Source organism: Photorhabdus noenieputensis (genome assembly GCF_018448935.1).
In the GTDB taxonomy this organism is placed as follows: Bacteria; Pseudomonadota; Gammaproteobacteria; order Enterobacterales; family Enterobacteriaceae; genus Photorhabdus; species Photorhabdus noenieputensis.
On the sequence record NZ_RCWC01000002.1, the window covers coordinates 152,591 to 178,050 of the forward strand.

The 25,460-nt window shown below is 40.2% G+C and carries 21 protein-coding genes; 14 read left to right on the plus strand and 7 right to left on the minus strand.

Features of this window, described 5'->3' with window-relative positions:
* The first annotated feature begins 512 nt into the window (after positions 1 to 512).
* The 6 genes from EAE91_RS02790 to EAE91_RS02815 all read left to right on the plus strand — a co-directional run bounded on the left by EAE91_RS02790 (position 513) and on the right by EAE91_RS02815 (position 8,000).
* A complete protein-coding gene (locus tag EAE91_RS02790) occupies positions 513 to 1,541 on the plus strand; it encodes a PLP-dependent cysteine synthase family protein (RefSeq protein ID WP_214087157.1) in 1,029 nt (342 codons plus the stop codon).
* Positions 1,531 to 2,721 (plus strand): argininosuccinate synthase, encoded by a 1,191-nt coding sequence (gene argG, locus EAE91_RS02795; protein ID WP_214087158.1) that lies wholly within the window; start codon positions 1,531 to 1,533, stop codon positions 2,719 to 2,721. The genes EAE91_RS02790 and argG overlap by 11 nt, the downstream gene beginning before the upstream one ends.
* Positions 2,718 to 3,521 (plus strand): dimethylarginine dimethylaminohydrolase family protein, encoded by an 804-nt coding sequence (locus tag EAE91_RS02800; protein WP_214087159.1) that lies wholly within the window; start codon positions 2,718 to 2,720, stop codon positions 3,519 to 3,521. The genes argG and EAE91_RS02800 overlap by 4 nt, the downstream gene beginning before the upstream one ends.
* A gap of 23 nt (positions 3,522 to 3,544) precedes the next feature.
* On the plus strand, positions 3,545 to 5,242 hold the full coding sequence (locus EAE91_RS02805; protein ID WP_214087160.1) for a carbamoyltransferase family protein: 1,698 nt from the start codon (positions 3,545 to 3,547) through the stop codon (positions 5,240 to 5,242).
* Between the two features lie 249 nt (positions 5,243 to 5,491).
* Complete coding sequence (locus EAE91_RS02810) at positions 5,492 to 6,679, plus strand: MFS transporter (RefSeq protein WP_214087161.1); 1,188 nt, start codon at positions 5,492 to 5,494, stop codon at positions 6,677 to 6,679.
* Positions 6,680 to 6,689: 10 nt separating this feature from the next.
* Complete coding sequence (locus tag EAE91_RS02815; protein WP_214087162.1) at positions 6,690 to 8,000, plus strand: ATP-grasp domain-containing protein; 1,311 nt, start codon at positions 6,690 to 6,692, stop codon at positions 7,998 to 8,000.
* Between the two features lie 36 nt (positions 8,001 to 8,036).
* Here the strand turns inward: EAE91_RS02815 and EAE91_RS02820 are convergent, their stop codons facing one another.
* The gene (locus tag EAE91_RS02820) at positions 8,037 to 8,753 is read right to left on the minus strand and encodes a helix-turn-helix transcriptional regulator (RefSeq protein ID WP_214087163.1); all 717 of its coding nucleotides are present in this window, start codon (positions 8,751 to 8,753) and stop codon (positions 8,037 to 8,039) included.
* Positions 8,754 to 9,023: 270 nt separating this feature from the next.
* On the opposite strand from EAE91_RS02820, the gene bamJ reads away from it, so the two are divergent.
* The 3 genes from bamJ (at position 9,024) to cysQ (ending at position 11,671) form a co-directional block, all read left to right on the plus strand.
* A complete protein-coding gene (bamJ, locus tag EAE91_RS02825; RefSeq protein ID WP_214087164.1) occupies positions 9,024 to 9,644 on the plus strand; it encodes a BamJ family beta-barrel-assembly machinery protein in 621 nt (206 codons plus the stop codon).
* A 618-nt stretch (positions 9,645 to 10,262) separates the two neighbouring features.
* A complete protein-coding gene (locus tag EAE91_RS02830) occupies positions 10,263 to 10,703 on the plus strand; it encodes a hypothetical protein (RefSeq protein WP_214087165.1) in 441 nt (146 codons plus the stop codon).
* A 224-nt stretch (positions 10,704 to 10,927) separates the two neighbouring features.
* Positions 10,928 to 11,671: a 3'(2'),5'-bisphosphate nucleotidase CysQ gene (gene cysQ, locus EAE91_RS02835; RefSeq protein WP_011148635.1), complete on the plus strand. Its 744-nt coding sequence runs from the start codon at positions 10,928 to 10,930 to the stop codon at positions 11,669 to 11,671.
* Between the two features lie 96 nt (positions 11,672 to 11,767).
* Here cysQ and EAE91_RS02840 read toward each other — a convergent pair whose 3' ends face one another.
* Complete coding sequence (locus EAE91_RS02840; RefSeq protein ID WP_214087166.1) at positions 11,768 to 12,322, minus strand: YtfJ family protein; 555 nt, start codon at positions 12,320 to 12,322, stop codon at positions 11,768 to 11,770.
* Positions 12,323 to 12,612: 290 nt separating this feature from the next.
* Between EAE91_RS02840 and EAE91_RS02845 the strand changes: the two genes are divergently transcribed.
* Positions 12,613 to 12,819 (plus strand): DUF1107 domain-containing protein, encoded by a 207-nt coding sequence (locus EAE91_RS02845; protein ID WP_011148633.1) that lies wholly within the window; start codon positions 12,613 to 12,615, stop codon positions 12,817 to 12,819.
* Between the two features lie 109 nt (positions 12,820 to 12,928).
* Here the strand turns inward: EAE91_RS02845 and paeA are convergent, their stop codons facing one another.
* Positions 12,929 to 14,260, minus strand: a complete 1,332-nt coding sequence (paeA, locus tag EAE91_RS02850; protein WP_214087167.1) for a polyamine export protein PaeA — start codon at positions 14,258 to 14,260, stop codon at positions 12,929 to 12,931.
* 166 nt (positions 14,261 to 14,426) lie between these two features.
* Positions 14,427 to 15,062: a peptide-methionine (S)-S-oxide reductase MsrA gene (gene msrA, locus EAE91_RS02855; protein ID WP_214087168.1), complete on the minus strand. Its 636-nt coding sequence runs from the start codon at positions 15,060 to 15,062 to the stop codon at positions 14,427 to 14,429.
* 114 nt (positions 15,063 to 15,176) lie between these two features.
* On the opposite strand from msrA, the gene tamA reads away from it, so the two are divergent.
* From tamA to EAE91_RS02870, 3 genes are read left to right on the plus strand one after another with little or no spacing between them, the layout of a single operon-like run.
* Entirely contained in the window at positions 15,177 to 16,919 is a 1,743-nt protein-coding gene (gene tamA, locus EAE91_RS02860) for an autotransporter assembly complex protein TamA (protein ID WP_312149646.1), read from the plus strand.
* On the plus strand, positions 16,916 to 20,689 hold the full coding sequence (gene tamB, locus EAE91_RS02865; RefSeq protein WP_214087169.1) for an autotransporter assembly complex protein TamB: 3,774 nt from the start codon (positions 16,916 to 16,918) through the stop codon (positions 20,687 to 20,689). The genes tamA and tamB overlap by 4 nt, the downstream gene beginning before the upstream one ends.
* Before the next feature lie 2 nt (positions 20,690 to 20,691).
* Positions 20,692 to 21,039, plus strand: a complete 348-nt coding sequence (locus tag EAE91_RS02870) for a gamma-glutamylcyclotransferase family protein (RefSeq protein ID WP_214087170.1) — start codon at positions 20,692 to 20,694, stop codon at positions 21,037 to 21,039.
* Positions 21,040 to 21,138: 99 nt separating this feature from the next.
* On the opposite strand, the gene ppa is transcribed toward EAE91_RS02870, so the two are convergent.
* Together ppa and fbp are read right to left on the minus strand one after the other, a co-directional pair.
* On the minus strand, positions 21,139 to 21,669 hold the full coding sequence (gene ppa / locus EAE91_RS02875; RefSeq protein ID WP_011148627.1) for an inorganic diphosphatase: 531 nt from the start codon (positions 21,667 to 21,669) through the stop codon (positions 21,139 to 21,141).
* 335 nt (positions 21,670 to 22,004) lie between these two features.
* Positions 22,005 to 23,009 (minus strand): class 1 fructose-bisphosphatase, encoded by a 1,005-nt coding sequence (gene fbp, locus EAE91_RS02880; RefSeq protein WP_214087171.1) that lies wholly within the window; start codon positions 23,007 to 23,009, stop codon positions 22,005 to 22,007.
* A 165-nt stretch (positions 23,010 to 23,174) separates the two neighbouring features.
* On the opposite strand from fbp, the gene mpl reads away from it, so the two are divergent.
* Positions 23,175 to 24,545 carry a UDP-N-acetylmuramate:L-alanyl-gamma-D-glutamyl-meso-diaminopimelate ligase gene (mpl, locus tag EAE91_RS02885; RefSeq protein WP_214087172.1) on the plus strand — a complete coding sequence of 457 codons (1,371 nt, stop codon included), beginning with the start codon at positions 23,175 to 23,177 and terminating at the stop codon, positions 24,543 to 24,545.
* Between the two features lie 45 nt (positions 24,546 to 24,590).
* Here the strand turns inward: mpl and argR are convergent, their stop codons facing one another.
* Positions 24,591 to 25,061 carry a transcriptional regulator ArgR gene (gene argR, locus EAE91_RS02890; RefSeq protein WP_036776550.1) on the minus strand — a complete coding sequence of 157 codons (471 nt, stop codon included), beginning with the start codon at positions 25,059 to 25,061 and terminating at the stop codon, positions 24,591 to 24,593.
* Between the last annotated feature and the right edge of the window lie 399 nt (positions 25,062 to 25,460).

Below are 25,460 nucleotides of genomic sequence, written 5' to 3' on the forward strand. Positions count from 1 at the left end.
GATATTGTTAATTTTGTTGTAATTTGTGAATTTTCCATCGAATATTTTTATATATATGCGTGTAAATCTTGTTAATTACATGCGTGATTATTTTATAATAATTAAAAAATATATTCTTATGTGATCACGGTTATTTATAATGATAATTTATTTCACATGATTTTATATAAGAAGATTTAATGATGGCAATATATATCCTTATTATTAAATGATAATATCAAAAATTTATATAAAACTTTAATGATATAACTGTCAGAGTTGACAGTAGACTTTTAAGTGTAATTTTATAATTATCATTTTTGTTAATTAACCCTTGTGTGAGAACACAAATAAAAGCTCTTATTGTTAATAGGCATGAGGTTATTCTCCATAGTTATTTATAAACTGAATGATTTCATTAACAAATTAATAGGTACATTAAATATTGAATTGATTTACTTATTTGTTAATAAAAATACCTTATCATCATTATATGTTCTTCATATTAACCCAGACATAGAGATAAAACTGGTATGAAACTTGCTAAAAACATATTACAAACTATAGGCAATACCCCAGTAGTTATGTTGAATGATAGATATACTAAAGGTATTCATGTCTTTCTCAAAATGGAGAATATTAACCCCAGTGGGAGTATTAAAGATCGTATCGCTGTTGCTATGTTGGAAAGGGCTGAGGCTCAGGGAGAATTAAAACCAGGAATGGTGGTTATTGAGCCATCATCGGGTAATACGGCAATTGGTCTGGCGATGGCGTGTGCTGTTAAAGGTTATCGATTCATTGCGGTTTTGGACCGTATGGTACCGGTAGCGAAACGCGATAAAATAAAAGCATTTGGTGCGGAAATCATTTTTCTGCCAGAATTTGAAGCGGGAACGGATACTGTCAAATATCGCATTGATTTAACTAAAGAGATTATAAAAGCCTATCCGAATGCGTTTAGTCCCATGCAATTTGAAAATCAGGTTAATCCTGATGAGCATTATCATTCCACGGGGCGTGAGTTGTATGAAACCTTTGGCAATAATTTGGCGGCTTGTTTTGCGACGGCAGGGAGTTGTGGAACACTGACTGGGATTTCCCGTTATTTGAAAGAAAAAAATCCACAGGTGCGAATTTATGGTGTTGAACCTGTCGGGTCAGTTATTTTCGGTGGTGAATCAGGAAAATACTTAGTACAAGGCGCGGGATTGACGTTTATACCTTCTATTCTGGATCGTAGCAACATCGATATTACCTTGAAAGTTGCAGATATTGATGCATTTCGTACCGCAAGAAAATTAGCCAGAAATGAAGGTATCTTAATTGGTGGAACGGGAGGTTGCGCGGTAAGCGCAGCATTAGATCACTTGGATGATTTTAAACCTGGAGATAATATTGTTGTCATTATTCCTGATAGTGGAGAACGTTATATCGACACAATTTATAATGATACTTGGTTATTTGAAAATAATTTCTCAGAATTAGTTGAGGAAAGTAGAACAGAACCTCAGCTAGAAGAAATTATTACAAACATGGGGTGCGTATTAAATGAGTTCTGATCGTGTTTTGGTGATTTACTATAATCGCCTCTATAATCCTCTTATCATAAGAAGTCTTAAATCTAAGTATAAAGAGGTGATAGCTCTTTATATTGATGAAGGACAGGTAAGAGACATTGAAGATATTGAATTGGAATGCATGGTTGCCGGTGCTGATAAGTTTATCTATAAAGATTATCGAGCGCAATATGCTGAACATTTCCTTACAAAAGCGATAAAAGCGAATGCTATTTATCAAAATGGTTATTTTCTCAGTGCTGCACTTTCCCGGCCTGCGATTGCAGAGGCGGCAGTTGAAGTAGCCAATGAGCTCAATATTGATTATATTGCCCATCAATTCAGAGGTAATGATCAAGTCAGAATGGATATGAATATAGAAATTCTGAATAAGATACCTATTGCTTCGTTGAGAGATTTTAAATACGATGAAAGTGTCGTAAATAGTTATGCTATGAATTATGGTATTCCCCAGGAATTTGGTTGTAATAACCCTTATTCTACCAGTGAAAATATATGGGGATTCAGTGTCGAATGTGGTCCATTGGCAGAACCAGAAATGTTAATTCCTGAGAATGTCAAAGAGAAATTATTTGAGCATGCACTATCGGCCACTGAACCAATATTTTTATCATTGGGTTTTGAGAATGGCATACCGATATCGATCGACGGCGAAAATAAATCATTATATGAAATCATTGAAAAATTAAATGAAATTGGTAAAAAACTGTCAATTGGCATTTTTGATATTGTTGAAGATGGCATTGTTGGTTTGAAAACACGCGCAATTTATCAATCACCTGCTGCACATATCTTAATTACCGCTCATCGTGATTTGGAATGTTACTGTAGTAATCGTAACGAGAATTGGTTCAAAGAAATAATCGATAAAAAATGGGTTGAATTAGTTTATTCCGGGCTTTGGTATGATCCCTTATTAACTCATTTAAACCATTTTATTGATAGCATGAATCAACATGTCAATGGTGAGATTAAGCTTGAATTAGGCTATAAATATGCCAACGTTTGTTCCCGTACTTCAAAGACAACTATCTATGATGATAATTTAGCAATATATAATTGTGGGCATTTGTATAGCCAAAACGATGCGGAAGGATTTGCAAAAATATTTAATATTCATACTAAGCAAAGTGCTAAATCTAAGATGAGGCAAAAGTTATGATTAAAGAATTATTAATGTGTAAACCTGACTTTTACGATATTGAATACGTTATCAATGATTGGATGGACCCTAATAATAGAGTCAATAAAGAATTGGCACAGCAACAATGGGATTTTCTTTATGAACGGTTGACTGAACGAGGCGTTAGTATTCGCACTATTGATCCTGTGAATGGTTTGCCTGATATGACGTTTTCAGGTGATTGTGGTATGGTGCATAATAATAAATTCCTTGCTAGTAATTTCCGGCACGCTGAACGCCAAGGGGAAAGTCAGTATTATATCGATTATCTGGCAAATCTAGGTTATGAGATACATCGTGTTGATGAGGATATCTATTTTGAAGGGCTTGGAGATGTTATCTATTGGGAGAATGATATCATATTTGGTTATGGTCCTCGCTCAGATAAAGAAGCAATAAATACAATTCAGAGAGTCTATCCAGAACTTAAGGTTAAAGGTGAACTGCATATTCAGGATAAGACTTTCTTCCATGTGGCTCTGGCATTCTCATTTATTGATCAAGATACCGTTATTTACTATCCAGAGGCATTTACTAAAGAGAGCCAAGATTATATTATTAAAACGTTTGAACGCCGGATATCAATATCAGAACATGACGCTAGGGAATTATTTTCATGTAATAATATTCCCATAGGTAAAGATATTCTCATGCATGATTGTTCTGTAGAAGTTGAACGTCAATTACATAATTATGGTTATAATGTCGTTAAATGTGATATGAGCGAATTTTTAAAGAGTGGTGGTAGTCTGCGCTGCTTAGTATTAAAAATTAAATAATTATAATGGGAGGATAATAAGCCATGTATATTTTAGGTATAAATTCAGTCTACCATGAGTCAGCAGTTTGCTTATTAAAAGATGGAGAAACGATTTTTGCCATCGAAGAAGAGCGTTTAAATAGAAGAAAACACGGAAAACCAGCAAATATTGATAATCCTGATGAGCTGCCATTGGCTTCTATTGAAGTTGCATTAGACTTTGCGGGTATTAGCCTGGAAGATGTGAGTCATATTGGGTTTTCTATCGATCCGATAGAACGAAGAAAATCAATCTTTATTGATGAAGTCACCCATGAAGGAAGTTGGGGAAGTGTATCGGGTGAATCTATTTTCTATCGCAAAACCACTTCAGTACCAGAAATTTTGCAATCAATGGGATTCCGTGGTCAATTTCATTGGGTTCCACACCACACAGCTCATGCTGCATCTGCTTATTTTGTTTCGCCATTTGATAAAGCTCTGACCTTATCACTTGATGGTGTTGGCGAGGATAATACCGCAGGGGTATATCTGGGCGATGGCAATAGTTTGGAAAAAATTAAAACCATTGAATACCCTCATTCAATTGGTTTTATGTGGGAAAAATTGGCAGAATTCTTGGGTTTCTCTGTATACGATGCCTGCAAGGTGATGGGAATGTCTGCTTATGGTAAACCTGACGGTTTTATGTCGGCGTTCCAGCAATTCGTCAAAATTTATGAGAAAGGTGAGTTTACGATCGATAACTCCATTCTCAATTTCCGTACCCAAGAATTTTCTCAATTGGAATCCTTGTTTGGTATTGTGAAAAGAGTCCCAGGTGGAGAGGTGGCGCAAGAATATTATGATATTGCTGCTTCTCTCCAGCAAATAACTGATGAAATAGTGTTAAATATGGCTCGTCATTATTTGCAGGAAACAGCAACGAATAAGCTTTGCCTGGCAGGTGGTGTTGCATTGAATTGCATAACGAATAAACGATTATATGAAGAGTTAGATATCGAAGATATCTTTGTTCAGCCTGCTGCACATGATGGCGGGACTGCCACAGGTGCCGCGCTATTTATTTGGCATCATATTCTTGAAAATAATCAACGTTATCCTCTGACTCATACCTATTGGGGTCTGGAATATAGTGAAGATGATTACCAACGTAGTTTGAAAGCTCATGGTTTGGACTGGACATATGAAGAGAATATTCATGAAGTTGTCGCAGACTTGTTGGCTGAAAATAATGTTGTTGGTTGGTTCCAGGGGAGGATGGAGTTTGGGCCGCGGGCATTAGGTAATCGTAGTTTGTTAGCCGATCCGAGAAATAAAGATATTCGGGATTTAATGAATCGTAAAGTTAAACATCGTGAAATGTTTAGACCATTTGCGCCTAGTGTATTGCGTCAACATGTTGCTGACTGGTTCCATGTTCGGAAAGAATTACCGGAAGCTGCAAAATATATGTTGCTAGCGATGGATGCTAAAGTAGATCAAGCATCGAAAATTCCGGCAGTGGTTCACGAAGATGGTACTGCCAGAGTTCAGGTGGTAGATAGTGCATCAAATCCAGATTATGCCCGATTGATTGAGGCATTTTATCTGAAAACCGGTGTGCCTTTGCTGCTGAACACCTCTTATAACGATAGTGAGCCGATCGTTTGTTCTCCTGATGATGCCATTAAAACTTTCATGAAAACAAATATTGATTATTTAGTTTTGGGGAATTATTTGATTAAATCTATTCATTAATTATTGCATAGTAAAAATCTATCCCAGTAGGCGTAGTGGATGTAATCAGTTTGAGCCTTGCTCAGTGCCAAATTGATAAATAGAATAGCCTATTGGGATAGATATACCTTATGGATTTCAAGATGCATTGCAACGGCAAAGGAGCGAATCCCCGGGAGCATAGATAACTATGTGACCGGGGTGAGCGAGTGCAGCCAACAAAGAGGCAGCTTGAAAGATGACGGGTATAATAAGGTTGAGGTAATATTAATGATACATAGAATCATACTGGCTCGCTTTTTTTCTGTTTTTTCAGAGGCATTTGTTATGTTTGCTGTGCCTGTATTAGTATATACCTCAACTAATAGCGCTTCACTTTCATCTTTTGCTTTTGGGCTTGAACGGTTATTCAGGGTGATTTCACTCCCCATTTCTGGTTGGATGGGCGACAGGATGCATACGTTGGTTATGTTATTCCTGAGTGATATTCTTAGATCATTAGTTTGCTTATTTCTTTTTATCCTTTCATTTATATATTCTGATAATAGCATCGTATATATCATTATTCCTCTCTCATGTGTTTTATCCTTTTTTAGTGGAGCGGGATATGTCAACCTTGAAGGCTTTGTTTCTAAGAACATGAGTGCAGTAGAATTACCTTCTGTTAACTCTCGTTTACAATTTGTTGAACAGTTTACTTATATTGCGGCCCCGGTGGTTGTCGGTGTGCTGGTTTATAAATTCAGTGTTTATGCGGTATTTGCATTTGCGTTTTTTCCTTTCCTGATTAGTAGCTTGATGTGGTTTCAGTTACAAAGGAAAAATCAGATTGAAGAACACACTAATAGAGAAAGTTATAATCTGCCGGCCATTTTTAAATTCCTGATGGGAAACCCATCCTTGTTACGCGTCATTAGCCTGACATTTCTGATGAATGTGATGCAAGGTGCTATTCTGTCAACGGCAGTTTATGTTATCACCAGTGTTTTTTCACAGCCGGAAGGAAGTTATGCTCAGCTTTTGGCTTATGCGGGGTTGGTGAACTGTTGTGTATTTTTTATTGCGCCAAAATTGTGCCGAATTTTTGATGTACGTGTCGTTGGTGTAACGGCTTTTCTGATTGCATTATGTGGTTTAACACTATTTGCTACCGGTCCGTTATTTGTGGTTTACACATTAGGTTTCTTACTGGTCATTGGCGCGGAAGGTTGTTTTAATCTTTTTTCCCGTTCTTATCGAGCAAGTCTTATTCCGAAGCAGCGTTTTTCTCAGTATCTTGGTGTGGTGCTAGTTTTGAATCAATTAGCGATACCTTTAACTAGTTTCATTTGTGCTAATTTGCTGAACTATTTTTCCTACAATAGTATTTATCTGATATTCTCTGCATTTGTTTTATTGATGTTTGTCATTATTAATCCTTATCGTTCGCTTAAATTTAATCTGCATAATAGTCAATAATGGGGGAAATATGAGTTCAAAAAAATATTTGTTAGTGCTTGATTATCTTCCTGCAAGGCTAAGTGAAGTCGTTAATATTCGTGACTATATTCGAGATCGTTACTCCCTTGAGTTGGTGATTATTAGCGATATGTTGTCCGGTGAGGAGAAAGGTATCACACCATTTGTCTATCATATTCCTGTACGAACAGAAAATTATGTTGATGACAATTATGTTGATCGTGTGATGGCAGTTCTTGGTGAACTTAATATGACATGTGCGGCTATTCTCCCCTTTATGGATGCGGTATCTGGGTATGCGGCTGTTATCGCGAAAAAATTAAACGTTTATGGTGATGATCCAGAATTAAGTTTTGCAGGTATTGAAAAATATCAATTCCGCCAACAAGAAACTCGGATATTACCACTGCTTGCGGCACAACATATTAAAACGCCTCGATATACTTTCATTAATGAGATGAAAGAATTAGAGGAATTTTATGACTCTGTTCCATATGGTGTGATTATTAAACCTAATTGTGGTCGGGCAAATATAGGCGTGGTAGCGGTTAAAGATAGAAGTAACATCCCGACGGCTTTTACTCAATCTGTTGAGCAATCTGGTGGTAATCAAATTCTTGCAGAAGAGCTTATTATTTTCGATACAGAATATTCGTATGATGGTATTGGTTGTATGGCATTTTTAACGCAAAAAGTTTCCCAGAAAGGGGAATATCCTGTTGAAATAGGGCAAATAGTGCCGGCGCAATGTGATGGCAGAAATATGATTGCATTACATAAAGCAGGGCAGGCAATGAATTTGATTTCAGGACAGACTCTTGGTGCATTCCATAATGAGATTAAGCAAGATAGTAAAACTGGAGAAACTTTTCTGGTTGAAACTAATCGTAGACCTGCGGGTATGCGTATTTGGGATATGGCTAATCGGGTATATGGTATAAGTTTGCAGGAAATTTGGGTTGACCATTTAGTCAAAGGATTTAGTGATCGAATGATATTGCCTGAAGCGAAGGGAAGAGCATTTTTGATTAATTTACTGGCGGGTAAAGATGGAAGGATTAATGATAAATTCGATAAAACGGAAGTTAATGAAGTATTATTAGTATCTGTTGATAATATTCTGAGTAAATTATATTACGAAATTATTGCAATGAAAATTAATTTAGAGAAGAATTCATTGGTTTACGAAACACCAAAAAGTAATAATGATTTCTGTGGTTACGTTTGTGTGCACATTAATGATGAGCACATCGAATGTGAATCCCTGATGAATGAAATTAATGGTGTATGGAGGGATATATTGTCTAATTATATTTTATAATTTCGTATAGTTAGAGACTTATTTCGGCTTTAATTATTATATAATTAGATTATATGCTATTGCTTTAGCAACTGCTGCGACTTTATTGGGAACCACTAATTTCTCCATGACATTGTTAATGTGGAAATTAACGGTTCTTGTTGAAATATCCAGTATATCGGCTATTTCAGCAGAAGTTTTTCCTTCACAAGTCCATCTTATGACTTCAACCTCTCTGGTAGAGAGCGTTGGAACAATGATTTTGTCTTTTTTATTTTTTAGGTTATTAAATGTTTTTATGCATTCATTTGCCAGTATGCCTAACATTCCGGCTTTGTTAAGTATTTCATTGTGGGAAATAGCGCCTTCTTTTCTGGCAACTGAAAAAATTGACCTTTCGCCATGATAACCTTTAATTTTGATTGAAAGACTATTTTTAACTTCATTTTTATTTGGATTTGATTCTTCAATCATAAAATCAGCGTTTTCTGATATTTTATCATTACAAACTGATGGAATAGAGAAAGTGTAATCACCATTCATTAGTTGGTCGCTATCGTGATTATTATCTTGATTATAATTGTTTACGGTTTCTATATTTAAGTTGGTTATTAGAACATATTTTTTTGTCGTGAATGGGTATTTCTCTTCCTGGTAAATTGAGTAGAATTCAAAACCCAGATAATTTATCGCGTTTAACAGTTTTTTTTCTAATTCGGGCATGGTTTTGGACTTTTTAATTTCAGATAAAATCTCATTAAATAATGTATTCATAAGATTTTCCTCGTCATATAATATTTGCAATAAAATTAATTTTATATAAAAAATATTTTATTTATATAATCAATTATAAGTAAAAAGATATAAAAATTGAATTTTTATATTGTAACCTTTAAGGAATGAATATGCTACTTAGAATTATATCGATTATTAGCTCTTATATATTTTGACGACATCTATTTTTCTAGTGATATCTTCGGTTTACCCTGCTGCATAGCGCTGTTATGCTTACAGACCTAATTTAATTTGATCACAGGTATTTTCATGGCAAAACTTTCTTTTGATTCTATCGAAGCACAAGCAAGTTATGGGGTTGGCTTGCAAGTTGGTCAGCAATTACTGGAGTCTGGCCTGCAAGGTCTGGAACCTGAAGCGCTGTTAGCAGGGTTGTGTGATGCGCTGGAAAATCATTCTCCAGCGGTACCGGTTGATATACTACATCGTGCTTTACGTGAAATGCATGAGCGCGCAGATGGTGTGCGTCGTGAACGTCAGCAAGCTATGGCAGAAGAGGGGCAGAAGTTTCTGGCAGAAAACGCTCAGCGTGACGGTATAAGCACCACAGAATCTGGTTTACAGTTCTCTGTACTGAAACAGGGGGATGGTGAAATTCCTGCCCGTACTGATCGCGTGCGTGTTCATTATACGGGGCGTTTGATTGATGGCACCGTGTTTGATAGTTCAGTACAACGTGGCGAACCTGCTGAATTCCCTGTGAATGGTGTGATTGCTGGATGGATTGAAGCATTGACGTTGATGCCTGTCGGCTCTAAATGGGAACTTTATATCCCTTATAATTTGGCTTATGGTGAGCGTGGTGCTGGTGCATCGATTCCTCCATATAGCACTCTGATTTTCGAAGTGGAATTATTGGATATTCTGTAAGTTTTATCCAGAAGTAGGATTAAAAATAGCCGGTATATTCGCCTCAAGCTGCTGATAAACCCATTCAAAAAGTGGGCAGTGTTTTCAGATTATCGAAAATTTCAGCTAGCATGTTGCCGATTAACTGGCTTTCTCTTGATGTCTCAGTTATTTCTTTAAATAGGGTTTTTGGCCTGGTCAATTTTCGCTTTTGCCTAAAAAATAGATGGTAATGCTATTTTCCTGATATTCTGTGCTGTTGCCACCAGCGTTTGGGTTCTCTCTGATCTTAATCGTGGTCATAGTGCTGTTTCGCACTGGCAAAGCTAGGTTCCACTTTCTCATTTTTCTTGTTAACTCTTTTTTACTTTATTTTTGGCTGAATTTCAGCATTTTAAAGTATTTTTTATGTCTTTAGTCACTTTAATAACAAATAAACAATGTTTTGCTTGTTTTTATTATAAAGATAATGTTGATTTATTAAATATATTGAATAGTAGTGTGACTGCTTCATTACATCAACGATTGTAAAAGGTCTAGCGGCTTAATAAGCTATGAATATTATCTTGATATAAAGGAAATAGAAATAATAATATTGAAGCGGGCTTAATATGATTTGAAGAAACACTGCGAAATATATTGGCTGAGATTGGTTCCGTGCCAGTAAAGATGATTGTCGATCCTTTTGGTCTGGCATTAACGGATAATGGGCAATGGGGTGTACGGGATAATAACGGTAATTTTGATAAGGAACAGACTTATAATTTGTTGGAAAAAGTGGGTTTTATCCTTTCGCGAAACCATGTTCATGGAGTGGTTACATTGGGGCGTTTACCAGAGGAAGTGATGTTGACGGAAAAAGGGATTAGTAAGGCGGGGAATTATACGAAAATTTATTCGTTTTCCCAAAATAGTGAGACCAGCACTGCCTATGTTTATTTGGACGCTGTAAGCCATAACACCGGCCAGAAAATCATGCCAGGCAATGTCAAAGGGATGGATCTGTGGGCACTCGTCGATATTTGGCATGGCACCGATGTTTCGGTGATTAAATCGATGGAAATTAACTTAAAGGAATAAATTGTTGGTGGTATAACGAGTTGGATAACGGCATCATATTGGGTGAAAGTGCTTGGTGAGAACATGAAGATCACAGTGCTTGCATCAGATTGTCAATAACTTGAGCAGGTATATCCAGTTGTTTTTGTTTTAAGAAGGGTAATAGAATTCTTACCGTTCCAATAAAAGATCAATTGGTAATATAGTCTAAAATGATAACAGATGACTAACCGCAGAGGTGTATGATGCTAGAACAAATTTGCCAACTGGCTCAGGAAGCTGGTGCGGCTATTATGACAATTTATCAGGATGAACATCCTCTGAAAGTTGATCATAAGCAAGATGATTCACCGGTTACTATGGCTGATATTGTGGCTCATAAAATCATTAAAGCCGGATTATCCCGTATCGCTCCGGAAATTCCACTGTTGTCGGAAGAAGAGCTTCCCACTTGGGAAGAGAGGCGTGATTGGAAGCGCTATTGGTTAGTTGATCCTCTGGATGGCACTAAGGAATTTATTAATCGTAACGGTGAATTTACGGTTAATATCGCCTTGATTGATGAGGGTGTTCCTGTGATGGGGGTCATATATGCTCCTGTGCAGGATACGCTTTATTCCGGGCAAGGGCGGCAGGCATGGAAAAAAGCCTGTGGTGGTCAATGTTTGCCGATTAAAATTCGTGATGCTAATCCGCCAATGGTAGTTGTTAGTCGCTCTCATATGGATACAGAATTAGAAGATTATCTCAATCAGTTAGGTGAACATCAGACGGTTTCTGTAGGGTCTTCATTGAAGTTCTGTTTGGTGGCGGAAGGAAAAGCGCAACTTTATCCTCGCTTTGGACCCACTCATATCTGGGATACTGCGGCGGGTCACGCTATAGCTATTGCTGCTGGTGCTCACGTGACGAACTGGAAAGGTCAGACTCTAGATTATACGCCTCGTGAATCATTCCTAAATCCGGGGTTTAGAGTAACAATTTTTTAATCGTGGTTGTTTTTCAGTAGAATTGCTTTTTAGCAGAATTGTGGTGATAAGGGCAAACGAAAACATACCTGCAAGTCGTTATCACCACCGATGTTTTTACTGTAGTTCTTTACGAACTAATTCAATTACCTGTTTGATTTCGCTATTGTTTAGCGCACCTTCTTTGGCAAACTTCGCGGCACCATTTTTGTCCAGAACAATAATGGCAGAACTTTTCGCTTCCAATTGCCAAGCTTTTTTGACCACACCGTTGCTGTCAGCGATAAACTGGGACCACGGAAACTCTTTTTTGCTATCTTCAATACTACTGCGGACAAATGGTCCAGTACCGAATATGGCATCATTGACATTGATAATAGTGGTTGTTTGGTATTTTTCTTTTGAAAAATCAGCACGTTTTATTTCTTCTATCAGTGGAGCATTCATCTCTTTAGCTGCACTACGACCTGCAATATGTTGTATGACTCTCACTTTGCCAATCAGTTTTCCACTATCCCAATTTTGGTAGCTAAACTTGTTATTATTGAGTAGCAACTCACCTTTATCAGAGACACTGATCGTAGGAACTTGTTGTTCCAGAGTGATGTTGTGAGCGAATGCTAAAGCAGGAGAACAAAGTAGCACAGTATATAGCATAAAGTTCTTTATCATAATTTTTCCTTTGTAGGTTAATGTGACAATGCATGGATCTCTAGCATAGCGGGTATTAACCGATTTATCTCTTTAAAGAAGATCAAATTTTTAACATTAAGTAAGAGATAAAGTTACATAGTTATGTATATCTAAATATCTGTCATTTTATGTAAATTCGGTGCATAAAACTAAAAATGGAGGGAACAAAATCGGATAAATTCAGTCTATTATTCTACATAACGGTATGGTGTATGGAGTTGGTTCACCAAACGTAACCGTAAGAAGCATTTAGGAGGAAAAAAGCAGAGATGAAAATTTTTCACCGATATAACCCACTGAAAATTGCTCTCTACGTTAAAACTTTATTCCGTGGACGTTTATACATTAAAGATATGGGGGCTTTTGAATTCGACTGTGGCAAAATTTTACCGCCGAAGGTAAGAGATAAGCGCCATTTTAGTGTAATGAGCGAAGTCAATCAGCAAGTGTTACGTTTGCAGGCCGAAATAGGATAGATAACGAAAAAGAGTCGGGTTGCATACTGATGTAATCTGCGCCACAAAATAACAATGAGTGGCGCTTAACGAGAATATTAAACGGCCTTAGTTCAAGAATAGGCCGTTTTTATTTATTTTCACTGATAAGTAGGTTTTGTGTTGGCGTCACGGTGGGAATATCAGTGACTTTTGTGACTAGTAGCTGATCGATTTTGTAGTTATCAATATCGACAACTTCAAACTTGTAACCAGCAAACTTGACTGAATCGGTACACTTTGGAATTTTACGCAGCCGGAACATCATGAAACCGGCAATGGTTTCATAATTACTTGAATCAGGGAAGTCATCAATATCCAGTACCCGTTGTACATCATCGATAGGTGTTCCCCCTTCTACTAACCATGAATTTTCGTCACGGATGATAATCTGCTCTTCCTGCCCTTGGCCGACTAAATCACCCATCAGGGTAGTCATAACATCATTAAGGGTAATCACACCCATTACCAGCGCATATTCATTCAGGATAATAGCGAAATCTTCACCTGCTGCTTTAAAGCTTTCTAAAGCATCGGAAAGCGTTAAAGTATCTGGAATGATCAGCGCGTTGCGGATCTGGACACCTTTATTGAAGCTTAGGTTTTGACCACTCAGGACACGGTTGAGCAAGTCTTTGGAATCTACATAACCGATAACGTGGTCAATATCTCCATCACATATTAGGTATTTGGAGTGTGGCTGGCTGGAAACCTGTTGTTTGATACTTTCTTCACTTTCATTCTTATCGAAGTAGATGATACTTTCCCTTGAGGTCATGGCAGAGGGCACTGTGCGGGATTCGAGTTCGAACACGTTTTCAATCAGTTCATGCTCTTGTTTACGCAGCACACCAGCAACAGCACCTGCTTCCACAACCGCGAAAATATCATCAGATGTGATGTCTTCATTACGCGCTGTCGGAATTTTAAAGAGCTTAAAAATAAGATCAGACAGGCCATTAAACAACCAAACTAATGGGCGGCAGACTGTCAGGCAAAAACGCATTGGGTTTACGATTTTCACTGCGACAGCTTCAGGCTTGATCATGCCGATACGTTTTGGTGTCAAATCAGCGAGCAAAATGAATATACTGGTTACAATGGTAAATGAGCAGATAAAGCCCAACTGTTCTGCCCATTCGGGGCGCATAAATTTCATGAAAAAAGCTTTCAGTGAAGGAGAGAATGCGGATTCACCGACAACACCTGCCAAAATTGCCACTGCGTTTAGGCCGATTTGCACCACGGTAAAAAACATTCCCGGTGTTTCTTGTAATTTGAGGACATGGGCTGCGTTGACATTGCCCTCATCAACCATCAGTTTTAGTTTGATTCGCCTGGAGGCAGCAAGAGAGATTTCAGATAACGAGAAAAAGGCGCTTATCGCGCACAATAGAAACACTATTAAGAGACTATTTAGCATAAGGAATCCGTGTTTTACCTCCGGTGGTAGGGTAGGTTGTCATTTAGAAGAGCACCGGAGGAAACAATAAAAATCATATAAAATAAAAAGTGACAACAAACACTTAGAAAGCCATTGATTAGCGTAGTAATTATAACATTAATAAGATATAACGACTAGTTTTTGTTCATTTGGGTAGGCAAACACCAATACCGCCTAGTCCACAGTACCCCTCAGGATTCTTAAATAGATACTGTTGATGATAGTCTTCAGCGAAATAGAATGGCCCCGCTTCTGTGATCTCCGTTGTAATAGGGCGATTATCCCCTTGTTGTTGCATTGCTTGTTGGAAACGTTCAAGGCTGGCTAATGCCAGTTCATGTTGCTGAGGTGACACAGTATAAATCGCAGAGCGATACTGAGTACCAATATCCCCGCCCTGGCGCATCCCTTGAGCGGGATCGTGGTTTTCCCAGAAAAGTTTTAATAAGTTTTCGTAGCTGTTTTTTGCTGGATCGTAAACAATTCTAACAACCTCCGCATGTCCGGTCAGGCCGCTACAAACTTCTTCGTAAGTTGGATTCGCTGTTGTACCGCCGCTATAACCTGCGGAGGTGGTGTAAATGTCGGGTTGTTGCCAGAATAGGCGTTCTACGCCCCAGAAGCACCCCATACCAAAATAGGCAACTTCCATATTTTCTGGGACAGGTTCTATCGCATGATCGGTAATAGCATGGTTAGGTGAAACTTTAAGTGGCTCAGTTCTGCCTGGTAATGCGCTTTGAGGATCAATAGATAGGTTTTGATTAGCTGAAGTTGGCACAATTTACTCCCGTAATTATTAAGTTTTCAGACATTAATAGATTGTATATATTATAAACTTTACTCAAGTTAAATTGATTATAGTCAAATTATTCCGATCAGGTTAGGAGTTCGCGTGTCGAGATACCCCGTTTTATGCTTTCTTTGTATGTCTATCGCTTCTCCCATTGCTTATAGCGCTAATCTTCGTCTGAAAATAGAGGGACTAACAGGCAGTTTAGAGAAAAATGCCCGAATTCATCTCTCCACTATCAGTACTGATGAAGTTGCACCGGATGGCCGTTTCCGATCTCGTGTAGATAAAGCGATTCGTGAAGGCTTGCGCCCGCTTGGTTATTATGAACCCATTATCGAATTTACCTATCAGGAAAATAAACCGCCAGCTCGCTCGGTATTAACGGCAAAAGTTACCGCAGGTGAACCTGTTCGAATCGCCGGTGTTAATGTTGTTTTGGAAGGTGGGGCGAAGACAGATGGAGATTATGCCAAACTGGTAACAAGCAAAAGCCCAAAGAAAGGAACGGTTCTTAATCATGATGAATATGAAAGTCTTAAAGGTTCTCTGACCGGGCTTGCTATTAGGAAAGGTTATTTTGACGCTGTTATGAAAAAGAGCCAATTGGGTGTTTCTAAAACGCGACATGAGGCATTCTGGGATTTTATTTTTAATAGCGGTGAGCGTTATCACTTTGGCCAGATGCGTTATCGTGGTTCACAGATCCGCGAAGATTATTTGGATCATTTGGTTCCGTTCAAAGAAGGGGATTTTTATACCTCTGAACAATTGGCCGAATTGAATCGGCGGTTAGCAGAAACTGGCTGGTTTAACTCAGCGGTAGTTACGCCGGATTTTAATACCGCTAGAAAAAATGGTGACGGGATGCTTCCTCTTGAAGCGGTATTAACTCCACGTTCCAAAAACTATGTTGAACTGGGGGGGGGTTATGGATCTGATATAGGACCACGGGTAAAGGCGAAATGGACAAAACCCTGGCTTAATTCCCGTGGACACAGCCTGAGCACTAGCATCAACCTTTCTGCACCTGAACAGGTTGTTGATGCCACCTATAAAATGCCGCTGAAAGTAAACCCGTTAGAGCAATATTACGCATTGCAGACAGGTTATAAGCGTAAGGATATCAACGATACCGTATCAGATACTGCGACAGTAAATCTTTCCCGTAATTGGGATCTTTCAACGGGTTGGCAGTATGGGATCAATATGCGTTGGAGCCTCAGCCACTTTACTCAGGCTAATGTCACCAATACGGCAATGTTATTGTATCCAGGAGCGAATGTTAGCCGTATTCGCCAGCGTGGGGGGGCGATGCCTTATTGGGGCGATAGCCAGCGCTATTCTATTGATGTCTCCGATACCCTTTGGGGTTCTGATGTTGATTTCTTGGTGTTACAGGCGCAAAACGTTTGGATCAGAACTTACTGGGATAATCACCGTTTTGTTGCTCGGGGTAATTTGGGTTGGATAGAAACTAATGCGTTCGAGAAAGTTCCACCTGACTTACGCTTTTTTGCTGGTGGTGATCACAGTGTCCGTGGTTACAGATATCAGAAAATTTCCCCTAAAGACGATAAAGGAAAATTGACCGGTGCATCCGCACTGGTTGTGGGTTCGCTTGAGTACCAATATAACGTAACGGGTAATTGGTGGAGTGCTGTTTTTGTTGATACCGGTGAGGCCATTAATGACATTAGAAAAAGCAATTTTAAAACCGGCTTAGGTGTCGGTGTGCGTTGGGCTTCTCCGGTCGGACCCATTAAATTTGACCTTGCCAGACCAATCGGGGATTCAGAATCCCGTAATATCCAGTTTTATATCGGGTTAGGATCTGAATTATGAGATGGATTAAAAAGGCCAGTATTGCTTTTTTGCTGATGGTGACTTTGTTGGTTATTGCTGTTGCCGGGTTGGTAGGAACGCAATCTGGCTTGCATTTTATGATTAACAGTGCTGCCCGTTGGGTGCCGGGGCTAGATATAGCCAGCGTCAGTGGCGGTTGGCGAGATTTGACTCTGAAAGGCGTTAAGTATCAAATGCCCGGTGTGAATGTCAGTGTCAATCAACTCTACCTTTCGCTGCGTCTTTCTTGCCTAAAAAATAGTCAGTTATGTGTTAATGCATTGACGACGGAGGGCGTAAAAGTTGCGATTAATACGAGTCAATTGCCCCCCGCGGGAGAACCGTCGCCAAAGTCAGAGCCTTTGACTGAGCTGAGGACGCCGTATCCAATCTCACTTGATTTGCTATCTGTTAAAAATGTCACTGTCACCGTAAATGATACGGTACTTGCCCTTGATGAATTTAGGACCGCAGCTTATTGGCAGCAAAAAGCATTAACGCTTAAGCCAACGGAAATTAATGGATTGTTGGTGGGACTGCCAAAAACTCCCCTTGAACGATTGAAAACAGCAGAAGCGGAGGAGAAAGCGAAACAAGGGAGTGAACCGGAAAAATCGTTGGCAGAAATTCTGAAAAAATTGTTCTCTCAACCGCTATTGGCAACGTTGCCAGAAGTGCCTATTCCACTGGATATGACTATTGCGGGGATTAGTGGTAAGCAATTACGGCTGACGGGTGATACCAATATCACAATTAATGAGTTTTTATTGCAACTCAGCAATCAGGGGCAGCAGATTCAGCTCAATAAATTGAATGTTAAAATGCCGGAAGGTTCTCTTGCCATTAATGGTTCCGCGACTCTGGCGCGGCAGTGGCCGATAAAACTGGTAATAAAAGGTGAATTAAGTCTACAAGAGATCCAAGGGCAAAAGGTTAATGTAAAACTTAATGGCGCTTTACTGGAGCAACTCAGCTTGGGGCTGAATTTGTCTGGTCCTGTCAGGGCTAAACTTGATGCTCAAGCGGAACTGGCGAAGGCTGGTTTGCCAGTGCGGATGACGTTTGAAAGCCAGCAACTAAGTTGGCCTTTAACGGGGACGCCTGAATATCAGCTTGATAGCGTAAGAATGCGTCTAAATGGTAAGGCCAGTGGTTATGATCTGTCATTACGCTCCGGTATTAAGGGGAATGAAATTCCACCGGCATTACTTGTGTTAGATGCTAAAGGCAATGAAGAACAGTTTAAGTTGACCCGCCTACGCCTATCTGCTTTGCAGGGAAAGGCTGAATTAGCAGGTGTGGCAGACTGGAGTAAGGCGGTAAGTTGGAATGCGGTACTGACACTTTCCGGGATCAATACCGCTAAACAGTGGCCGGAATGGCCCGCCAAAATAGATGGAAAAATAGTTACCCGTGGTAGTTTACACGGCGGTAGTTGGCAGCTCCAGATCCCGGAAATTATGCTGGATGGCAACGTAAAACAGAACTTAGTAAAAGCCAAAGGTAAGATTTCTGGTAACGCGGCTGGTCAGTGGAGTATTCCTCAATTTGAGTTGGCTTTAGGGCGCAATAAAATGAATCTCCAGGGACAGTTGTCCAAACAGTGGAAATTGGATGGCGATATCAGTGCACCGAAGCTGGATGGCATATTACCGGGGCTTGGCGGTGTTGTGAATGGGACGCTGAAACTGCGCGGTAATATACAAGCGCCTCAGCTTTTGGCTGATCTCAATGCCAATGGATTGAAGTGGCAGGATTTGCGTATTGATCGTGTGAGTGTCAAGGGAAGTGTACGTTCTGCTGAACAGATCCACGGGGATCTTGCTGTTAAAGTCAGTCAGTTAAAACAGGCTGATTTGATTGTCCGTAATTTGACTCTGGATGCAAAGGGCGATGAGAAACAGCACAACTTGCAACTAAAGATCGACGGTGAGCCGATTGCTGGTCAACTTTCACTTAATGGCAGTTTTGATCGTAAGCAACAGCGATGGCAAGGTAGCATCGACAATACCCGTTTTGACACCCCGGTTGGCGAATGGCGTTTAACTAAAGCAATAACTCTCGATTATCTTAATCAACAACAGAAAGTCACTGTGGGCACGCATTGTTGGCTGAATACACATGCGCGGCTCTGCATACCTAAATCCATTGAAGCAGGTGCCAGCGGTAGCGCATCCCTCATTCTTGAACGCTTTGATCTTGCTATGATTCAGCCATTACTGGGACCTGAAACACATTTGAAAGGTGTATTCAGTGGCGATGCTGACGTTAAATGGAGCGCGGACGGCGGATTACCCCAGGCCAACGTTAATCTGCATGGTGATGGGGTGCAGGTTAAGCAGATGGTTGATGGCACTGCATTACCGGTAGATTTCCAGACGCTGACACTCAATGCAGGCTTGAAGAATGGCACAGCAAAGTTGAATTGGTTGTTTAAAATTATGGGAAATGGTCAGTTTAACGGTGACGTTCAGATTGCTGATCTTGCAGGGAGTCGTAAGCTGTCGGGCAATGTCGATGTTCAGGATATTTCATTGGCGTTAATCAAGCCGATTCTGGGGAAAGGCGATAAGGCTGAAGGTCATTTGAAGGCTGACTTGCGTCTGGGAGGTAATGTCAAAAATCCATTGTTGTTTGGTCGGTTGAACTTGGGTGCATTGCAAGTTTCAGGTCATTGGATCCCATTTGATATTACTCAAGGACAAATTGGTGTGAATTTTGATGGAGTACGTTCTGTTCTTGAGGGGATTATCAAAACACCGAAAGGACAACTTAACTTGAATGGCGACGCAGACTGGCGCAATGTGGATGCATGGCATGCAAGAGTGGCGGCTAATGGTGACAAGTTAAGAGTGGTTTTTCCACCAATGGTGAAAATTGATGTTAGCCCCGCTCTGGTGTTTGAGGCTTCTCCTCAGTTGCTGAAATTGGATGGTAGCGTTGGTATTCCTTGGGCGCGTATTACGGTGAAGGAGCTACCAGAATCAACAGTAGAGGCTTCACCGGATGAAGTTATATTGAATGAGAATTTTCAGCCATTACAAGAGAAAAAAGCGTCGATCCCGATTCAAAGTAACTTGACGGTTCATATAGGAGACGATGTTCGTCTCAGTGCTTTCGGCCTTAAAGCGCAACTCAAAGGCGATTTGAAGGTTATTCAAGATAAACAAGGTCTGGGTTTGAATGGCCAAGTTGATATTCTTGATGGTCGTTTCCATACTTATGGGCAGGATCTGATTGTTCGTAAAGGGCTGATTATGTTCTCTGGTCCACCTGATCAGCCATTACTTAACATTGAGGCTATCCGTAATCCAGATTCTACCGATGGGCGGGTTATTGCCGGGGTAAGAGTGACCGGTTTGGCGGATCAGCCAAAAGTAGAAATTTTCTCAGAGCCTGCTAGATCACAATTGGAAGCACTTTCTTATCTGTTGCGTGGTGAAGGGTTAGAGAATAGTGACTCGGACAACTCACAGATGACGGCAATATTAATAGGCTTAGGGGTTGCTCAGAGTGGACAGTTGGTAGGTAAGATCGGTGAAATATTTGGTGTTTCCGACTTAGCACTGGATACTCAGGGGGTTGGTGATAAATCACAGGTAGTTGTTAGCGGAAAGATTACAAAAGATCTGCAAGTTAAGTATGGTGTTGGTATATTTGATTCACTGGCAACATTAACCTTACGCTATAGGTTAATGCCTAGATTGTATCTGGAAGCGGTGTCTGGTATTGATCAGACATTGGATTTGCTCTATCAGTTTGAGTTTTAAAAATGCGAATTATTGTTTATGGCAGCTTACGGCGCAAACAGGGCAATCATCACTGGATGACCGATGCTCAATGGTTAGGTGATCATCGGTTGGAAGGCTATGAGCTCTATGACCTTGGGCATTATCCTGCGGTTGTCCGTGGTGACGGAAGTATTGAATGTGAGGTATATCGAATCAATTCTACTATCCTGACAGAATTAGACGATTTGAAAGATAATTCGCGGGAGTATGTAAGGGAATTGATTCAGACACCGTATGGCAATGCATGGATATATCTTTATCAGTTTCCAATAACCGGTTTACGGCGGATAAAAAGCGGTGACTGGTTGAAGCGCCACGTGGAAGAGTAAATAAAAATCCTTTTTTGTCATAAAAAGGGAGTATGGTATTAAAAAACCTCTGCCGGTGATGTTCCCCAGAGGTTTTTTAATTATTCAAACAGAGGAAAGCTATTTCTTAGCGGCACGTTCGAAAGAGGAGATAATTTCTGCTTTAGCAGCTTCGACATTATCCCAACCATCAACTTTAACCCACTTACCTTTTTCCAGATCTTTATAGTGCTCAAAGAAGTGAGTGATCTGAGCACGCAGTAGTTCTGGTAAATCGTTCACATCTTTAATGTGATCATACTCTTTGGTTAGTTTGCTATGTGGAACTGCAACCAGTTTTGCGTCTTCACCTGATTCATCAGTCATTTTCAGAACGCCAACCGGACGGCAACGGATCACAGAGCCTGGTTGTAGTGGGTATGGCGTGGGAACCAGAACATCAACCGGGTCACCATCCAGAGATAAAGTGTTGTTGATGTAACCATAGTTGCATGGATAGAACATCGTGGTAGACATAAAACGGTCTACAAACAGCGCACCGGATTCTTTATCAATTTCATATTTAATCGGATCTGCATTTGCAGGAATCTCAATAATGACATAGATATCTTCAGGCAGTTCTTTTCCTGCCGGTACTAAGTTCAGGCTCATGAAAGTTTCCTTTATTTCAAACCAGAATAGAGTGGGGGGTATTATAGCCAAAACATTTTTTAAAGTACTCTCCATTTTTCTGACAAGTAGTTTGTTGGTAAATGCTGTCTCTGAGTTTGGTGATAGCCCCGTGGCGCAGTCACTATAAAACCTAAATAAATTTTCAAAATAATAGATCACTGGAAGGGAACTCAGTCCGATTTTTGGAGCTTGTGCACGATTTTGTGTAATCGCCATTTTATTGAAGGTGATCTGTTAGGTGGTAATAAAGTAACTAGTTAAAATTAAAAAAGCGACGAAAAATCCCGCCGCTTATCCGTCATTAACCGATGAAATTACTCATCTGGGAACTCAGCCATAAAACTCTCGGCTTTCTCCACCATCGACTTACTGCCCACAAAGAAAGGGATGCGCTGATGCAGTTTGGATGGGATGATATCCAGAATGCGATTAGCGCCATCACTGGCTTTACCTCCGGCTTGTTCAGCCAGGAATGCCATTGGGTTACATTCATACAGCAGGCGTAATTTTCCTGATGGATGGCTGGCGGTGCTTGGGTAGATGTAGATGCCGCCTTTCAGTAAATTGCGGTGGAAATCAGCAACCAGCGAACCAATATAACGGGTGGTATAAGGGCGCTGAGTTGCTTCATCTTGTTCCTGGCAATATTTGATGTATTTCTTTACCCCCATAGGGAATTTGATGTAATTCCCTTCGTTGATGGAATACATATTGCCATTGGGTGGGAACTGAACTTTCTCATGGGAAAGACAAAATACTCCCAAGGAAGGATCGTAAGTAAAGGCGTGTACCCCACAGCCAGTGGTGTAGACCAGCATAGTTGAAGAACCGTAAACAACATATCCGGCGGCGACTTGACGATGACCTGGTTGCAGGAAATCTTTTTCAGTCACCGGCTGGCCGATGGGGGTAATACGGCGGTAGATAGAGAAGATAGTACCGACGGAAACGTTTACATCAATATTTGAAGAACCATCTAATGGGTCCATCAAAACAACATATTTTGCGTTTTCAGCGCGGTCCCCTTCAAAAATAACGATATCATCTTCTTCCTCTGAAGCGATCCCCGCAACTTCACCGCGTGCTTTCAGTGCTGCTTTGAGTTTTTCATTAGCATACAGGTCCAGTTTCATCTGCACCTCGCCTTGGATATTGGACACACCGCTGGTGCCTAAAATATCCACTAAGCCGGCTTTGTTGATATCACGGTGTATAATTTTTGCTCCGAGCTTAATAGCAGAAAGCAATGCAGTAAGTTCACCTGTAGCATGAGAAAAATCGTGCTGCTTTTCGACGATGAATTCGCCTAATGTTTTCATGACGAAAGTCCTGAATGTGATTTGATAGTGGTTTTAGAGTGTCCATTGCACTCTTACGCGGGCAGTTTAGCCAAAGAAAGGGATGATTCATAGGCTATTCCATTTCTTATCTTGCTTTTGATGGTTAGAATAGTGGCTAACTTCATGCTATGGAATAGGAAATCAATGCGTATTCATATTCTTGGTATCTGCGGCACTTTTATGGGTGGACTGGCCATTTTGGCACGTTCTCTTGGCCATGAAGTGACTGGTTCTGATGCCAATGTTTATCCACCAATGAGTACCTTACTGGAAAGACATGGGATTAATCTGATTCAGGGATATGACCCGGCACAGTTGGATTCTGCGCCAGATATGGTCATCATCGGTAATATTATGAGCCGTGGGAATCCTTGTGTAGAAGCTGTGCTGGAGCGTGGGCTCCCTTATACTTCAGGCCCACAATGGCTGCATGATTATGTTTTGCCTGAACGTTGGGTGCTGGCGGTTGCAGGGACGCATGGCAAGACAACAACTGCGGGTATGTTAGCCTGGATTTTGGAAGCTTGTGGTTATAAACCAGGTTTCTTAATTGGTGGTGTTCCGGGGAATTTTGAGACATCAGCTCAGATCGGGGAAAGCCCGTTTTTCGTGATAGAAGCTGATGAATATGACAGTGCTTTTTTTGATAAACGATCTAAGTTTGTGCATTACAGCCCACGTACGTTGATCATGAACAATCTGGAATTTGATCATGGTGATATTTTTGGTGATATGGCGGCTATTCAGAGACAGTTCCATCATCTTGTTAGGATCGTTCCGGGTAGTGGTAAGATCCTTGTCCCAGATAACGATATTAATCTGAAACAGGTTTTGTCTATGGGCTGCTGGAGTGAATTGGAGCTAGTGGGTGAAACCGGTAACTGGCAGGCAAAAAAGATCAGCACAGACAGTCGTAATTATCAGGTGTTTTATGATGGTAAAGTTGTTGGAGAAGTGAACTGGTCGCTGGTGGGTGAGCATAATATGCGCAACGGACTGATTGCAGTTGCCGCTGCACATCATGTTGGTGTCCAGCCAGCAGATGCTTGTTGTGCTCTAAGTGAATTTATTAACGCACGTCGTCGCCTTGAGCTGCGCGGTGAGGAGAACGACATTACTGTTTATGATGATTTTGCACATCACCCGACAGCAATACTGGCAACTTTAGAAGCTCTGCGTAGTAAGGTTGGTGGAACTGCGCGTATTATTACTGTGTTGGAACCGCGTTCAAATACCATGAAAATGGGTATCAGCAAGAATGAGATCGCGCCAGCACTAGGACGTGCTGACGAAGTGTTCTTATTTCAGCCAGCTAATATTAAATGGCATGTATCAGAAATCGCAGATCGCTGTGTTCAGCCTGCTTACTGGAGTGCTGATATTGATTCACTGGTAAATATGATTGTCGATAAAGCACAACAGGGTGATCATATTCTGGTGATGAGTAATGGTGGATTTGGTGGCATTCATGAAAAATTGCTATTTGCACTGAATAAAAAAGCTTATCGATCCTGAAAATAACTGTGGGAAAATGAATCGCGCCATTGTTGGCGCGTTCATTTAAAGCTCTTGTTCGAATAACCCAAGAATTGCTTCACGTAGCTGCTCTGCCGTAAAACCTCTGGCTGGCGTGGTAAAGATGGTGTCATCGCCAGCGATACTGCCAAGTATACCTTCTGCTTTACCAAGAGAATCTAGCAGACGTGCAATAAGCTGTGCAGCACCGGGACTTGTGCGAATGACAACAATTGAATGGTTGTGATCAACGTCCAGTACCAAGTTTTTTAGTGGGCTAGTGGCTGTTGGGACGCCAAGTTCAGCAGGCAGACAGTAGACCATTTCCATTTTGGCATTGCGGGTGCGAACAGCACCAAATTTAGTGAGCATTCTGGAAACTTTGGATTGGTTAATGTTCTCAAAACCTTCTTCCAGTAAAGCGGTGACAATTTCACCTTGAGAGCTAAATTTTTCTTCTTTCAATAATGCCTTGAAAGCTTTTACTAAATCTTCCTGTTTAGAGGGAGTACGCATATTTCACCATATTCAATCAGCTATGAAGCTTGCTATTATGCATATAAATGAATTTTTATGCAATAATAATGATTTTGTAGCCAATTTAAACTGTGAAAAATTGGTCTTATGTTATATAGAAATTCATAAAACATGAATATGAAAATTTGCTTTTTTTAGTTGGTTATCAGGTAAATATATTGTTAATCAAATGATGTTGTTTGACGTTGTTGTTGGGTGTAAGGTATTTAGCCGATTATTTCGTAAAATCATAGGGAAATTCTCAAAATAGTGTCCGTTATCTCATTAACAGATAAGCATTTTGCCTAGAATACGGCGACTTTTGCGTCCCACGATTAGAGCGTAAGTCCACAATTTGGCTGTTAACAGATTGTTTTCAAAAACGTAGTAATCTATGGT

Bases quoted from the DNA above. Each gene is read 5' to 3' on its own strand.
- EAE91_RS02790 (WP_214087157.1), top strand. From the start codon at position 513: ATGAAACTTGCTAAAAACATATTACAAACTATAGGCAATACCCCAGTA.
- argG (WP_214087158.1), top strand. From the start codon at position 1,531: ATGAGTTCTGATCGTGTTTTGGTGATTTACTATAATCGCCTCTATAAT.
- EAE91_RS02800 (WP_214087159.1), top strand. From the start codon at position 2,718: ATGATTAAAGAATTATTAATGTGTAAACCTGACTTTTACGATATTGAA.
- EAE91_RS02805 (WP_214087160.1), top strand. From the start codon at position 3,545: ATGTATATTTTAGGTATAAATTCAGTCTACCATGAGTCAGCAGTTTGC.
- EAE91_RS02810 (WP_214087161.1), top strand. From the start codon at position 5,492: ATGATACATAGAATCATACTGGCTCGCTTTTTTTCTGTTTTTTCAGAG.
- EAE91_RS02815 (WP_214087162.1), top strand. From the start codon at position 6,690: ATGAGTTCAAAAAAATATTTGTTAGTGCTTGATTATCTTCCTGCAAGG.
- EAE91_RS02820 (WP_214087163.1), bottom strand. From the start codon at position 8,753: ATGAATACATTATTTAATGAGATTTTATCTGAAATTAAAAAGTCCAAA.
- bamJ (WP_214087164.1), top strand. From the start codon at position 9,024: ATGGCAAAACTTTCTTTTGATTCTATCGAAGCACAAGCAAGTTATGGG.
- cysQ (WP_011148635.1), top strand. From the start codon at position 10,928: ATGCTAGAACAAATTTGCCAACTGGCTCAGGAAGCTGGTGCGGCTATT.
- EAE91_RS02840 (WP_214087166.1), bottom strand. From the start codon at position 12,322: ATGATAAAGAACTTTATGCTATATACTGTGCTACTTTGTTCTCCTGCT.
- EAE91_RS02845 (WP_011148633.1), top strand. From the start codon at position 12,613: ATGAAAATTTTTCACCGATATAACCCACTGAAAATTGCTCTCTACGTT.
- paeA (WP_214087167.1), bottom strand. From the start codon at position 14,260: ATGCTAAATAGTCTCTTAATAGTGTTTCTATTGTGCGCGATAAGCGCC.
- tamB (WP_214087169.1), top strand. From the start codon at position 16,916: ATGAGATGGATTAAAAAGGCCAGTATTGCTTTTTTGCTGATGGTGACT.
- EAE91_RS02870 (WP_214087170.1), top strand. From the start codon at position 20,692: ATGCGAATTATTGTTTATGGCAGCTTACGGCGCAAACAGGGCAATCAT.
- ppa (WP_011148627.1), bottom strand. From the start codon at position 21,669: ATGAGCCTGAACTTAGTACCGGCAGGAAAAGAACTGCCTGAAGATATC.
- fbp (WP_214087171.1), bottom strand. From the start codon at position 23,009: ATGAAAACATTAGGCGAATTCATCGTCGAAAAGCAGCACGATTTTTCT.
- mpl (WP_214087172.1), top strand. From the start codon at position 23,175: ATGCGTATTCATATTCTTGGTATCTGCGGCACTTTTATGGGTGGACTG.
- argR (WP_036776550.1), bottom strand. From the start codon at position 25,061: ATGCGTACTCCCTCTAAACAGGAAGATTTAGTAAAAGCTTTCAAGGCA.